We start from the raw sequence: 14,120 nt of genomic DNA, 5'->3' as shown, positions 1-14,120 counted from the left end.
CGGGCCCGCGCGGCGGCCGGACCTCGCCTCACCAGGGGGCTCGCCGCCTCGGGGGCCGCAGTCGATCGTGGCGGCCGTGTTGCGGTCACATGGCAAGCGCCGCGCACTCGTTGACCAACCCGACCCGCACCGGCTTTAGTCATCTCAGCAACACCGCGACACCCCCGGTGAACGATCCGATTCCCTCCCCACGGAGCGGAACCGGAACCCACACCGGAAGCCCGGCCGTGTGCCCGAGTGGTTTAGGGGCTCGCCTGCAAAGCGAGTTACGTGGGTTCGATTCCCGCCACGGCCTCTTCGTACGAGGATTCCTCGTTCTCTCCCCGCGATGAGGATTTCCCCCGCCGCAGGGTCTGCCTGTGCGGCGGGGAATTCCCCTCCACGGCGGCGGGTTTCTCCCCGTACCACTCAGCCGGCCTCCGCGCGCAACGCGCGGGCCCGCTCGGCCGGGTCGTAGTCCGGCCCGACGCCCTCGACCAGCACCACGTCACCCTCGATGTGATCGGTACGCAGCCGCAGAATGGCCTGATAGGCGGGCGATTCGTACCAGGCGCGCGCATCGTCGAGGCTCGGGAACTCGATCAACACCATGCTGCCGGGCCACGTACCTTCCAGAACGTCGGCCGGCGGCCCGTGAATGACGAACCGCCCGGCGAAGGGGTCGAGCGTCGCCTGAATGCGCTCCAGGTACTCGATGATGTCGGAGTGATTCCGACGGCTGCGGAGATGAGCGAAGCCGTACGCGGTCATCACGGATCACCTTCGTTCAGAGCGGGGGCTGGGCAAGGCCCAGAAGGTAGTGGGGGCGGCTGGGTGGAGCGATTACCTCGGGGGTAATTGCGGGGCGCCGGGGGGCGTTGTCGCCGTGCGCGTCGGGGTGGGGGTGTGCGATGCCGGGGGCGGCCGGGCGGCGACGACGTGCCGGCGGGCTGGTCACACTGGGGCTCGTAGCGCGGCCCTGCCAACGGGCGCCCGCTGCGGTCCTTGGGGGTGCATTCCCTTCATCGCTGCTTCGATCCGAGCCTGGGACGCCTCGGAAGGCCGAGCGGCGGCCCCCTTTGACCCCGGCGCCCCCGTCGCAACGCCGGCCGCGCGTCAGGGCCGCCCCCGTCAGCCGCTCGGAGACCGTACGTCGCCACCGCGAGCGACCCACGCCACAGCCGGCAACCATCGTCACCCGACCGCCCGGCCGGTCGGGAGCCGAGTGACGCACCGCCCTCGCCAGACACCCACCCGCCCCCGGAAATTGCCACCCGCACACGCCACCCGCTCCGCTATTCTCCGCATTCCGTGCCCGGTATTCGCTGCCGGTGCGGTGAGGAAGGGGCGGTGGCGTGGAGATTCGGCGGGCTGGGGAAATTCGTGAGGTGGTCGCGGCCGAGCACCTTTTCGACGGGCCGGCCCGGGTCGGCGCGGCGGAGCGTTTTCTGCATGAGCCGGGGCATCACCTGCTGATCGCCTACGTGGCGGAACGGCCCGTCGGAATGATCACCGGCGTGGAGACCACCCACCCCGACAAGGGAACCGAGATGTTCCTGTATGAACTTTCGGTGGACCCGGCGTATCGGCGGCGCGGCGTCGGGGGCTCGCTGGTCCGGGCGCTGGCGGAGCTGGCGCGGGAGCGGGGGTGCTACGGCATGTGGGTCGGTACGGAACGCGACAACACGGCGGCGCTCGCCACCTACCGCGGGGCGGGAGCCGCGGACGAGGAGGACTTCGTGGCGCTCACGTGGTCGTTCCGGAACCACGGCTGAACCACGACCGAACCACATCGCCCGAAACGCGAGCAATACAGCAGGGGAATGGGAAATGTGGCCTACGCGAGGTGTCACCCACCGACGCCAGGCCACTTGTTACTACCCGTAACCGATCCCCCTAAATAGACCCCTATGGCACCCCTAGCGAGATATTGGTCAACACGGTCCTGCAAACTCTATTCACGCGGCCGTCACGGAACAGTTTCATCATCCTCATAAACTCAGGGGACTTCGCTGGCAACCCCTACGATGTGGCCTGATTCCCCCTCTCGGTGGCCACCATGGCGCGGTTTGGCTCTTAAGATCATCGTGCGGCTTACCCGTCGTTGTGGTGGCTGAACATCGGCCAACGACCGGGCCGAATCCCTCCATTTCGCTAGCGCACGAGGTGAAAGTTTTGCGGTCTGAGACTCGCGAAATGCGACTCCCGCTGTCCAACGGACAGAACGAGATCTGGTTCAGCCAGCAGCTCGACCCGGAGAGCACCCAGTTCCGGATCGGCGAGTACATAGAGATACATGGCCCGGTCGACGCCGGGCTGATGGAAAAGGCTATGCGGCAGGCCGTCGCGGAGGCCGAGCCGCTCAACACGCGGTTCGGTGACGACGGCGGAATTCCCTGGCAGGTGTACGAGCCGATCACCGAATGGGACTTCCCCGTCCTCGACGTCAGCGCCGAGGACGACCCGGACGCGGCGGCCGAGGAGTGGATGCGGGCCGACCTCGCGCGCGTCCTCGACCTCACCCGCGACCCGCTGTTCCGGTACGCGCTGTTCAAGCTGGAGCCGGAGCGGTACGCCTGGTACCAGGGGCTGCACCACATCGTCACGGACGCGGCGGGTGGTGCCCTCGTCGCCCGCAGGACCGCGGAGCTGTACACCGCGCTCGCCACCGGAACCGACGCCCCGCCCTCCCCCCTGGGCCCGTTGCGGCAGTTGCTCGACAAAGACGCGCAATACCGGGCATCGGATGATTTCACCAAGGACCGCGAATACTGGACCGAGCGCTTTCGCGACTATCCGGAACCGGCGCGACTCGCCGGCCGACGGGCCACCGTCTTCGAATCCCGTATCCGCGAGACGGTATTCCTCAGCGAGGAGGAGGCGGTACGGCTGCGCGCTTCGGCCCGGGCCGCCGGGACGCACTGGTCGGCATTGATGATCGCGGCGACCGCCGCCTACCTGCACCGCCTCACCGGCGAGCACGACATCATCCTGAGCCTGCCGGTCGCGGCGCGTACCGACGCGGAAACGCGCACCGTGCCCGGCATGTTCGCCAATCTGCTGCCGCTGCGCATCGCGGTGCGCGGTGAAACGCGCGTACGCGACCTGCTCAAGCAGGTCTCCCGCGAGGTGCGGCAGGCGCTGCGGCACCAGCGTTACCGGAAGATCGACCTCGCCCGGGACCTCCAGTTGCCGGACGGCGGGCGCGGGTTCAACGGCCCGCACGTCAACATCATGTCCTTCGGATACGACTTCACCTACGACGGGCACCGCGTCACCGCGCACAACCTCTCCAACGGGCTGGTCGAGGACCTGGCGATCATGGCGTACGACCGGTCGGACGGCACCGGTATCCGTATCGACCTCAACGCCAACACCGACCTGTACTCCGAGGCGGAGCTGGCCACGCATCGGCGTCGCTTCATCGACCTGGTGACCGAATTCGCCGACGCCGACCCGCACGCGCAGCAGCGCACCGTGGGCGACATCGAGTTGCTGAGCGCTAAGGAACGCGAGCGCCTCCTCTTCGACTGGAGCGGCGGCACCAGGGCGGGTGACACCGGCGGCGAGGGCGCCTCCGGGGCCGCGGCGACCACCGGTGCCACCCATGCCGCCGACGCCGCCAATGCCGCCGACGCCACCGATGCCGGCGCCGCCGCCGACACCCTCCCCGTGCTGCTCGCCGCGCAGGCGACCCGTACCCCCGAGCGGCAGGCCGTCGTCGCCGGTGACGAGCGGTTGAGCTACGCCGAGTTGGACGCGGCGGCGAGCCGCCTGGCGCACCTGCTCGCCGCGCGCGGCGCCGGGCCCGAGCGGACCGTGGCCGTCGCGCTCCCCCGCTCCGCCGACCTCGTCGTGACGCTGCTCGCCGTGCTCAAGACGGGCGCCGCGTACCTGCCGCTCGACCTCGACCACCCGGCCGAGCGCCTCGGCTACCTGCTCACCGACGCGGCGCCCGCCCTGCTGGTCACCCGCTCCGACGCCGCGCCCGAGGTCGGCCCGGCCGCCGACGTACCGACGCTCACCCTCGATGACAGCGATGTCAGGCAGGCGCTCGCCGCCCAGCCCGCCGACGTGCCGCCCCCGCACGCGCCGCTGCCCGCGCACCCGGCGTACGTGATCTACACCTCCGGCTCCACCGGCCGGCCCAAGGGCGTGCCCGTGCCGCACGAGGCCATCGTGAACCGGCTGCGCTGGATGCAGGACACCTACCAACTGGCCGCCGACGACCGGGTGTTGCAGAAGACCACGGCCGGGTTCGACGTGTCGGTGTGGGAGTTCTTCTGGCCGCTGCTGGCCGGCGCGACGCTGGTGCTGGCCCGCCCCGGCGGCCACAAGGACCCGGTCTACCTGGCCCGCGTCATCCAGGAGCAGTCCATCACCACGGCCCACTTCGTGCCGCCGATGCTGGACGTCTTCCTCGCCGAGCCGGACGCCGCCCGGTGCCGGAGCCTGCGCCGCGTCTTCTGCAGCGGCGAGGCGCTGTCCCGGGAGACCGCCGAGCGCTTCCACGCCGAGCTGCCGCAGGCGCGCCTGCACAACCTGTACGGGCCGACCGAGGCCGCCGTCGACGTCACGTACCACCCGGTCGAGCCGGGCGGGAGCGGCCCGGTGCCCATCGGGCGGCCGGTCGCCGGCACCCGGCTGTACGTCCTGGACGAGGGGCTGCGGCCGTGCCCGCCCGGCGCGCCGGGCGAGCTGTACCTCGCCGGGGTGCAACTGGCCCGCGGCTACCACCGCCGCCCGGCGCTGACGGCCGGCCGGTTCGTCGCCGACCCGTACGCGCACCTGTACGGCGTACCGGGCGAGCGCATGTACCGCACCGGGGACCTGGCGCGCTGGCGCGCGGACGGCGCCGTCGAGTACCTCGGCCGCACCGACCACCAGGTCAAGCTGCGCGGCTTCCGCATCGAACTGGGCGAGATCGAGGCCGCGTTGCGCGCGCTGCCGGGGGTCGCCCAGGCGGTGGCCCTCGTCCGCGCCGACACCCCCGGCGACCAGCGGTTGGTCGCCTACGTGACGGCGGAGACGGCGGAGACGGCGGACGTGGCGGGCATCCCGGGGTCGGGCGCCGACGCGGGCGGGAACGGGGCGTCGCCGCTGGACGTCCCGGCCCTGCGCGCGCGGCTCGGCCGCACGCTGCCCGACTACATGGTGCCCGCCGCGTTCGTCGTCCTGGACGCGCTGCCGCTGAACGTCAACGGCAAGGTGGACCGGGCCGCGCTGCCCGCTCCTGACGTCACCGTCACCGCCGCCGGCCGGCCGCCGCGCACCCCGCACGAGGAGTTGCTGTGCGGGCTGTTCGGCGAGGTGCTGGGGCTGCCGTCGGTCACCATCGACGACGACTTCTTCCACCTCGGCGGGCACTCGCTGCTCGCCTCCCAGCTCGTGAGCCGGGTCCGCTCGGCGCACGGCGTGGAGCTGACGATCCGCGACCTGTTCGCCGCGCCGACCCCCGAGCGCCTGGCGCACCGCCTGGACGCGGCGCTCGCGGCGGCGGCGGGGTCAGGCCCGGCCGCGCGGCACGGCCTGGAGCCGTTGCTCGCACTGCGCGCCGAGGGCACCCGGCCCCCGCTGTTCTGCGTCCACCCCGGCGGCGGGCTCGGCTGGCTCTACTCCGGACTGCTGCCGCACCTGGGCGTGGACCAGCCGGTGTACGTGCTCCAGGCGCGCGCGCTGAGCGAGCCGGGCAGCCATCCCTCGACGGTGGCCGAGATGGCCGCCGACTACCTGGCGCAGATCCGCGCCGTGCGGCCGAGCGGCCCGTACCACCTGCTCGGCTGGTCCTTCGGCGGGCTGGTCGCGCACTCGATGGCCGTCCAGTTGCGGCGGGCGGGCGAGGAGACCGGGCTGCTGGCCGTGCTCGACGCGTACCCCGACTACCGGCACACCTTCGACGACCTGCCGCGGCTCAGCAAGCGGCAGTGGCTCGGCCTGCTCCTGGACGACGTCGGCGGGCGCGACCTGGCCGCGCCGGAGCCGGAGGCGGCCGGGGCGCCGGCGGAGGAGGAGTTGGCGGCCGACCTCAGTCGCGAGACGGGCCTGCCCGCGCACCTCCTGGAGGGCCGGGAGAGCTTCCCGCTGCTCGACATCTTCCGCAACGACCTGGAGCTGATGCGCACGTTCACGCCGGAGGCGTACGCGGGCGACATGCTGCTCTTCACCGCCGACCTGGACATCCCCGGCCACCAGCGCGACCCCGCGCACACGCCGCGGGCGTGGGAGCCGTACGTGGGCGGGCTGCTTGACGTGCACCACGTCCAGGCGCAGCACTACCACCTGATGCGGCCCGAGCACGTCGCGGTCATCGGCCCGGTGGTGGCCGCCGCGCTGCGCAGCCCGCGTGCCACCGCCTCCCCCTCGGTGGCGGACCGGCCCGCCCTGACGCACTGACCACTCCAGCCCCCACCGCACGGAAGGACCACCCATGACGAACCCGTTCGACGACGAGGGCGGCCGCTACCTCGTACTCGTCAACGCCGAGGAGCAGCACTCGCTGTGGCCCGCCAGCACCGCCGTCCCGCCGGGCTGGACGGTGGCGCACGCCGAGGACAGCCGCGCCGCGTGCGAGGCGTACGTCGAGGAGCACTGGAGCGACCTGCGCCCGGCCAGCCTGCGCCGACTGACGGAGCAGGCTGGCTGATGGAGCGGGCTGGCTGACGGAGCAGGCCGGCTGGCGGAACAGGCCGGTTGGCAGAACAGGCCGTCGTACGACGGCGAGCGGGCCGGGTCGCGCGGAGCGGCCCGGCCCGCTCCCTCATGTGCCCTGGGTCGTGAGGGCCACCGCCGCGTCGAGAAGCGTCGCGGTCAGGGCGGGGAGCCCGGCGGGGGGCTCGGAGAGCAGGAACAGCCAGGCGAAGGCGGGGCCGACGAGCACAGCGTTGAGCACGGCCGGGTCGGGGCGGGTGGTGAGTTCGCCGCGCGCCGCCGCGTGGTCGAGGATCTCCGTCAGGGTCCGGCGCTGGGCCCCCAGGTACCTCTCGTTGAACCGGTCGTGGAGCGCGGGGTCGGCGTGGACGTCGGCCAGCAGGCCGGGGACCGTGCCCGGCGGCGCGGACGCCATCGCCTCCGCGACCTCGGCGAGCACGGCGGCCAGGTCGGCCCGGAGCGATCCGTGGTCGGGCGTCACGGCCAGGAACCGGTCCGGCAGCAGGACGTCGAAGATCATCTCCTGCTTGGTGGCGTGGCGCCGGTAGATCGCCGCCTTGCCGACGCCGGCCCGCGCGGCCACCTCGGCCATCGTGAGTCGCGCGTACCCCACCTCGACCAGGAGTTCCCGGACGGCGGCGGCGACGGCGGCGTCGACGCGGCTGTCCCGGGGGCGGCCCCCGGGGTTGCGTGCTTGCTTTCGAGCGGACATGGGCGCATCATACGGAACCAGGAGTAACGAAACTGACAGTTCCAAAACGACCGGTCTCGTTATGCCACCGCGACCGTACCGGCACGCCGTCCACGCCCAGGAGCGCGCGGGCGCCGTCGCGGCCATCGACGGGCGGCCGGCCGGCTGAGCGACCGCCGGTTCCGGCCCCATCGGCACAGCACACCCGCTCGGAGGGAACGACCGATGCGCATACCGAAAGCCGCCCACACCGCACAGCCGTGGCGGGTCCACGAGTTCACCCGGGACTTCCGGATCGAGGACGTGTGGTCCTTCCGCGCGCCTGACGCCGGGCCCGACGACTTCCCCGTGATGCTCCAGGCGCTGAAGACTGCCTACGACACCCGGAAGGCCCCCGCCCCGGTCCGGTTCCTGTTCGCGGTGCGCTGGAAGCTCGGCGCCCTGCTCGGCTGGGACACTCCCCAGGCGGGTCTTGGCGGGCGGGTCCCCTCGCTGCGCGACCGGCTCCCGCCGGACCTCGCGCGGACCGCGCACGACGCCGCCCCCTGCACCGACCCGTTCTCCGAGGTGTACCAGCTCGACCACGAGGCGGCCCGCGAACTGGGCAACAAGACCGTCCACACCATCATGCACCTGGGCTGGGTACCGACCGACGACGGCGGACACGAACTGCGCATGGCGGCGCTGGTCAAGGACAACGGCCTGTTCGGCCGGCTCTACATGGCCGCGATCCTGCCGTTCCGGTACCTCGTCGTCTACCCGGCGCTGACCCGCCAGTGGGAGCGCGCCTGGCTCGACCACGGCCGCCCGAACCGGCGCGCCGCGAACGGCCCGCCGACGACCACCGGCCCGAGCTGACCCATCCGACCGGCCCCAACCGCCCTGCCCGGCGCGGCGGGTGGCGGCCGACCGAGACGGCCGCGCCGTCGGCCACCGCGAACCCGGGCGCGGGTGGCCGGGCGCGCTGGCGGTCAGGCTGGGAGGCGTGGCGGGCCGGAGGGTTGGCCCGGCCCGCCGGGGCCGGGCCTAGCGGCGCTCGTCGTGCACGACGGCCGACTGGGGCCGGATCGGCAGCCGGCCCACCGGGCGGCCGGTGGCCGCGCGGACGGCGGAGGCGATCGCCGCCGGGGAGGTGACGACCGGGACCGCGCTGACCGCCTTGGCGCCGAACGGCGCCACCACGTCGCGCTCCTCGATCAGCTTCACGATCTTGATGTCGGGCACGTCGAGCGCGGTCGGCAGGGCGTAGCCCGTCAGGTCGGGGTGGCGGACGATGCCGCGCGAGGTGCGCAGGTTCTCGCTGAGGGCGGCGCCGATGCCCTGCGTGACGCCGGCCTCGATACGCGCCCTGAGCTGCCTCGGGTTCAGCGCGCGCCCCACGTCCTGGGCCACCGTCAGTTCCACCACGCGGACGGCGCCGAGTTCCACGTCCACGTCCACCACGGCCCGGATCGCGCAGAACGCGAGCCCGACGTACGCGTCGCCCTGCCCCGAGTCGTCCAGCGGCTCCGTCGGGTGCGGCCGGCACTGCGCCGTGGCCCACAGCTCCTTGCCCTCAAGCGCCTCGGCCACGGTCGTGCTGAGCACCCCGTCGTACGAGGTGATCTTGCCGTCGGCGATGGTCAGCAACTCCGTCGACATGCCGAACTTGTGCGCCAGCGGCTGGAGGAGTTGCGTACGGACCATCTTCGCGGCCCGCTCCACCGCGCCGCCCGACACCCAGGTGTGCCGCCCACGGGCGGCGGGCCCGGCCGGCGGCTGGTCGGTGTCGACGGGCGCGATGTGCACCTCCTCGACGCCCAGGGTCTCCTGCACGATCTGCCGGGCCAGCGTACTGAAGCCCTGCCCGGTCTCCACGGCGGCGCAGACCACGGTGGCCACCGAGCCCTGCACCTTGACGGTGGCCGTGGACACCTCGTCGGTGCCCTCGGCGCCCAGCATGTGCACCATGCCGAGCCCGTAGCCGACGCCGCGCCGCACGGCCCCCGGGTCGCCCGCTCCGTCCGGGCCGCCGGGCAGCGGCCACTCGCTCTCGTCCGCCTCCGCGTCGTCCCCCGGCAGCGGGGGCAGCGGCTCGTCACGGACGGCCGTCAACAGGTCGGCCACCGGGGCCGGGCAGGTGACGGTCTGGCCGGTGGGCAGCAGATCACCGGTGGCCATGACGTTGCGCATCCGCAACTCGGCCGGGTCGAGGCCGAGCTTGGCCGCCAGCTTGTCCATCTGGCCCTCGTACGCCGCGCACACCTGCATCGCGCCCTCGCCGCGCACGTGGCCCGACGGCGGGTTGTTGGTGCGCACCGCCCAGCCCTCGATGAACGCGTGCGGCACCACGTACGGGCCGCAGGCGAAGGAGACGGCGGCGGCCAGCGCGTCGGCCGAGGTGTCGGCGTAGGCGCCGGCGTCCAGCAGGATCTGCGCCTCGACCTTGAGCAACGTGCCCTCGGCGTCGGCGTGGTGGCGGTAGCGCAGCAGCGTGGGGTGGCGGTGGGCGTGCCCGAGGAAGGACTCCTCGCGGGTCGCGGCCAGCTTGACCGGGTGACCGGTGCGCAGCGCGAGCAGGCCGAGCGGCAGCAGCATGCCGGCGTCCTCGCGCTCGCCCATGGCGCCCGGCACGCCGGTCACGACGACCTTCACCAACTCGGGCGGCAGCCCGTAGCAGGCGGCGGCCAGGTCGCGGTCAGCGTGCGGGTCGGTGGAGGCGGTGTACAGCTCCACGCCACCGTCCGGGCGCGGCACGGCGAGCCCGGCCTCGGCGCCGATCGGCGCCGGGTCCTGGCGCCCGATCCGGTACACGCCCTCGACGATGACGTCGCCGACCACGCTCGGGTCGCCGTAGCTGAGCGGGATGTGCCGGATCAGGTTGCCGTCGGGGTGCAGCGGCTCGGCGCTGAACGCCTGCTCCGGGTCGGTGACCGGGTCGAGGACCTCGTACTCGACGGCGATGGCCGCCGCCGCGAGGCGGGCCGTGTCGGGGTGGTCGGCGGCCACAGCGGCGATCGGCTCGCCGTGGTGGCGCACCAGGTCGGTGGCGAACACCGGCCGGTCCAGGACCTTACGCCCGTGCGCGGCGTCGCCCGGCACGTCCGCGTGCGTGACCACCGTCCGCACGCCGGGCATGGCGTTCGCCGCCGAGGTGTCGATGGAGACGATGCGCGCGTGCGGGTGCGGGGAGCGCAGCACCGCGGCCCACAGCAGCCCCTCGGCCCACAGGTCGGCGGCGTACGGGAAGACGCCCTGCGTCTTGGCGATGGAGTCGAGCGGCGGCACGGACACGCCGAGCCCGTGCGGTGCCGGCGGCCCCGGTACCGCACCGACCACCGTCGCAGGCACGGTGGCGGCGCCGTGGCCGTCCGCGGTTCCCGTCATGCCGATTGCCTTCCGCTGCCGCCGTCGTCGTGAAGTGCCCCGCCGCCGTAGGCGATGTCCTGGCCGTCGTAGGCGATGTCCTGACTGCCGTAGGCGGGGTCCTGGCCGCCGTAACCGGGGCCCTGACCGCCGTGGCCGTTGGTGCCGTAGCCCGCGTAGTCGGGTGCGGTGTGGCCCGTGCCCTGGCCCAGCGGGTCGTGCCCGGCGTCGTACGCGACGGGCGCGCCCTGCGGTGCGCCGTGCCCGGGGTAGCCGGCCGGGAACGCGCCCGGGACCGCCGAGGGGTCGGCGGGGTGCGGGGCGTCGTGCGGCGGGAACTGACCGGGGCCGGGGCCGGCGTTGGCGGCCGGGCCGCCGTCGCCGGCCGGGCTGTCGTGCGCGGCCTCGTCGGCGGCGGCAGCGGCCTCACGGCCGGCCACCACCTCGCGTACGGCGTCGAGCACGCCACGGTAGCCGGAGCAGCGGCAGAGGTTGCCGCAGATCGCCTGTCGGGTCTCCTGCTCGGTGGGCGCGTGGTTGCCCTCCAGCAGGTCGTGCACGGTCATCGCGAGGCCCGGCACGCAGAAGCCGCACTGCACGGCGCCCGAGTCGGCCAGCGCCCGCTGCACGTCGCTGGGCTGCCCGCTGGTGGCCAGCCCCTCCACGGTGCGGACCTCGGACCCGGCGGTGGTCGCGGCGGGCACCAGGCAGGAGGCCACCAGACGCCCGTCGACCTGCACCGAGCAGGCCCCGCACTCGCCCTGCGAACAGCCGTCCTTGGCACCCGCGAGGCCGAGCCGCTCGCGCAGCACGTACAGCAGCGACTCGCCGATCCACGCGCCGGTCACGGGCCGGTCGGCGCCGTTGACCCGCAACACGTACGAGGCCAACGGGTGCTCGGTGTGCGGGTCGGCGGGGGCGGCCCCGGAAGCGGCTTCGGGGGTCGGGGCGGCGGCGGTCCCGTCGGCGTCGGCGGACACCGCCGACGTGGGCGCGCCCGCCGTCACCTCGGCGCTGTCGGCGCCATCGGCGCCGGCCGCGTCCGCTCCCGCCGGTGCCGGCACGGCGGCGGGGCCGTCGTCCTCGGGGCTCTCGGCGGCGTCCGGGTCGGTCGCGTCGACGGCGGGGCCGGCGTCGGAGCCCGTGTCCGGGCCGGCCGTGGGGCCGTCGCCCGCGACCTCGGGGCGCGGCTGGTCGGCCGGGCCGTCATCGCCAACCGCCGCGACTCCGGGGCCCTCCCCCGCACCGGGCTCGGCCGGGGCCTCGGCGCCGCTCGGGGCGTCGGCTCCGTTCGAGGCGTCGGCACCGGCGTCACCGCCGGCGGCGGTCCGCGACTCGGGCGCCACGGCCCGGCGTGGGCCGGGGATCGCGGCGGGGTGCGCGTCGGCGTCGGACTCCGCGTCGGCGTGGGCCGGCTCGGCGTGGACCGGCTCGGCGTGGGTCGGCTCCGCGTGCGGGTGGGCGGGGGTCGGCTCGGCGTCGGCCTGGGCCTGGTCGGCCGGGGCGTGCCCCGGCTCCGCGCCGCTCAGGGCCGCGCCGGCCAGGTTCGAGCCGGCGCCGTCGGTGCGGGAGGCCTCGGTACGGGGCGCGTCCGCGTGGGAGGCGTCGGTACGGGACGCCTCGCCCTCCGCGAGCGGGTGCCCGGCGCCGGGACCGGCCGAACCGGCGTCAGCGGGAGCCGCGTTGGCGGTTGCGGCATCGGCGGGGACGGCGTCGGGGGCGACCGGGCCGAGGGCGATGGGCGTGCGCGCGTCGGTGGCCGCGCCGTCGCGCGCCGTCGCGCCGTCCGGCTGCGCGGGCGTGCCGTGCGGCGGGGTGCCGTGCGGCGGGGTGCCGGGCGCCGGAATGCCATGCGGCGGCGTGCCGTGCGGGGGAGCGCCGTCGATCGGCGTGCCCTGGGCTGGTGTCGCGCTGCCGGGGGCGCCCTGGACGGGCGTGCCGTGCGCCGGGGTGCCCTGCGCGGGGGTGCCCTGTGCAGGGGTGCCCTGCGCCGGGGTGCCGTGGGTCGCGGTCCCGGGCGCGGGGGTCCCGTGCGCCGGCGTTCCGGGGACGGGGGCGCCCTGCACCGGTGGGGCGGGCATACGGGTGCCCTGCGCGGGCGTGTGCGGGGCGGTGGCCTCGGGGGCCGGGGTCGGCGCGCCGGTGACCGGGGCCTGGTGCGCGGCGTCGGCGAACTGCTCGGCCTCGCCACCCACTTCGCCGGTGGGGCTCGGCTGGCCGTCTCCGTGCGTCGCGCCCTCCCCGTGCGTCGCGCCGTCGGCGGTCGGCGCGGCGGCGGGCGCCGGCGGCTGGTGCGGGTCCGCGACGGCCGGGTCACCGGCGTCGTCGGAGTGCGCGTCGGCGCCGGGAGTCGCATCGACGCCGGGCGCGCCGGGGTGCGCCGGCGCGGAGTGCTGCTCGCCCCGCGGCGACCGCTCCCCGTGCGGCGGCTGGGCCGGACCGTCGTGGCCGGGGTCGCCCTGGGCCGGCACCCGGGGGCCGGCGGCGGTGGACGGGGCGGCGGGGAAGCCGAACTGGCCGGAGGTGTCCGGCAGTTGACCGTCCGGGCCGGGCGTGGGCCAGGGCAGCCGGGCGGCCGGCACGTCACCCGGCTCGCCGGCGGCGCCCTGCGGCGCGCGGGCGTCCCCGGGGGCGTCGGCGCGCACGCCGTCGCCGGGCGCGGTCGGGGCGTGCGGCGCTTCGTCCGCGCGCGCCGGCGCGCCCTGCGGGGCGTCGGGTGCGGCGGCGCCGGGCGCGTCGGCGCGCTCGGCCTCGGGACGCCCCGGGCCGGCGCCCGTGGTCGCGGGCCGCTCGTCGGTCGGGGCCGTATCGCCGGCCTGGCCCGCACCGTCGACCGGGTCCTCGGCGGACGCCTGGTCCGCCGTCTGGTCCGTCGCCGCGTCCCCGGGCGCCCAGTGCTGGGCCGCCGGGCCGCCAGGCTGGCCGGCGTCAGGACCGGGCTGACCGGTGCCGTCGTCCGCCGGCGCGGCGGCGCCGTCGGTGGCCTCCGCACTGTCGGGGTGCGCGGGGTACTCCGGCTGCTCGGGTTGGTGCGTGGGGCGGGGGCGGTACGGGGCGACCAACCGGTCGGCGAGCGCGTACGCCTCCGGCGCCTGTCCGGTCATCGGTTCGCCGGGCTCCGCCGCGCCCGCCACCGGCCACTGACCGGTGCTCGCGTCGCCGGCCGGTGGCGTCGGCCACTGCGGAACGCCCTGCGGGCGGTGCGGCTCGTGCGGTCCCGGGTCCTGCGCCGCCGGGCCCTGCCGCTCGCCGGGGTCCGGGCGCTCGCCCAACTGCTGCCCGGGCAGGCCGGTGCCGGCCTGGGCCTGGTTCGGCACACCGTGCCCCGCGGTGTCGTCGGGCCGGCCGGAGCCCGGCCGGTCGGTAGCGTACGGGGCCTGCTCCGGGCCGCCGTAGGGGTGGCCCGGCTCGGACTGGTCGGCGCCGGGGCCGGCCTGCGCCGCGTACCCCTGCTCCG

At 75.2% G+C, this 14,120-nt stretch carries 8 protein-coding genes and 1 tRNA gene; 5 read left to right on the top strand and 4 right to left on the bottom strand.

Annotation, left to right across the window (positions count from 1 at the left end; all coding sequences use genetic code 11):
* The first annotated feature begins 223 nt into the window (after positions 1-223).
* Positions 224-295: transfer RNA gene (locus OYE22_RS21890), tRNA-Cys, on the top strand.
* 113 nt (positions 296-408) lie between these two features.
* Here the strand turns inward: OYE22_RS21890 and OYE22_RS21885 are convergent.
* Positions 409-750 carry a DUF1330 domain-containing protein gene (locus tag OYE22_RS21885; RefSeq protein WP_277321991.1) on the bottom strand — a complete coding sequence of 114 codons (342 nt, stop codon included), beginning with the start codon at positions 748-750 and terminating at the stop codon, positions 409-411.
* 584 nt (positions 751-1,334) lie between these two features.
* Here OYE22_RS21885 and OYE22_RS21880 point away from each other — a divergent pair.
* The 3 genes from OYE22_RS21880 to OYE22_RS21870 all read left to right on the top strand — a co-directional run bounded on the left by OYE22_RS21880 (position 1,335) and on the right by OYE22_RS21870 (position 6,622).
* Entirely contained in the window at positions 1,335-1,754 is a 420-nt protein-coding gene (locus tag OYE22_RS21880) for a GNAT family N-acetyltransferase (RefSeq protein ID WP_277321990.1), read from the top strand.
* A gap of 421 nt (positions 1,755-2,175) precedes the next feature.
* A complete protein-coding gene (locus OYE22_RS21875; RefSeq protein ID WP_277321989.1) occupies positions 2,176-6,372 on the top strand; it encodes an amino acid adenylation domain-containing protein in 4,197 nt (1,398 codons plus the stop codon).
* Positions 6,373-6,406: 34 nt separating this feature from the next.
* Complete coding sequence (locus OYE22_RS21870; protein ID WP_277321988.1) at positions 6,407-6,622, top strand: MbtH family protein; 216 nt, start codon at positions 6,407-6,409, stop codon at positions 6,620-6,622.
* Between the two features lie 114 nt (positions 6,623-6,736).
* Here OYE22_RS21870 and OYE22_RS21865 read toward each other — a convergent pair whose 3' ends face one another.
* A complete protein-coding gene (locus tag OYE22_RS21865; RefSeq protein ID WP_277321987.1) occupies positions 6,737-7,339 on the bottom strand; it encodes a TetR/AcrR family transcriptional regulator in 603 nt (200 codons plus the stop codon).
* A 204-nt stretch (positions 7,340-7,543) separates the two neighbouring features.
* Between OYE22_RS21865 and OYE22_RS21860 the strand changes: the two genes are divergently transcribed.
* Positions 7,544-8,176, top strand: a complete 633-nt coding sequence (locus tag OYE22_RS21860; protein WP_277321986.1) for a DUF2867 domain-containing protein — start codon at positions 7,544-7,546, stop codon at positions 8,174-8,176.
* Between the two features lie 168 nt (positions 8,177-8,344).
* On the opposite strand, the gene OYE22_RS21855 is transcribed toward OYE22_RS21860, so the two are convergent.
* Together OYE22_RS21855 and OYE22_RS21850 are read right to left on the bottom strand one after the other, a co-directional pair.
* On the bottom strand, positions 8,345-10,684 hold the full coding sequence (locus OYE22_RS21855; RefSeq protein WP_277321985.1) for a molybdopterin cofactor-binding domain-containing protein: 2,340 nt from the start codon (positions 10,682-10,684) through the stop codon (positions 8,345-8,347).
* Positions 10,681-12,744 carry a 2Fe-2S iron-sulfur cluster-binding protein gene (locus OYE22_RS21850; RefSeq protein ID WP_277324256.1) on the bottom strand — a complete coding sequence of 688 codons (2,064 nt, stop codon included), beginning with the start codon at positions 12,742-12,744 and terminating at the stop codon, positions 10,681-10,683. Before OYE22_RS21850 ends, OYE22_RS21855 begins: the two co-directional genes overlap by 4 nt.
* Between the last annotated feature and the right edge of the window lie 1,376 nt (positions 12,745-14,120).

Source organism: Streptomyces sp. 71268, assembly GCF_029392895.1.
In the GTDB taxonomy this organism is placed as follows: Bacteria; Actinomycetota; Actinomycetes; order Streptomycetales; family Streptomycetaceae; genus Streptomyces.
The sequence above is the reverse complement of the archived record's forward strand: the minus strand, read 5'-3'. Positions and strand labels throughout refer to the sequence as shown.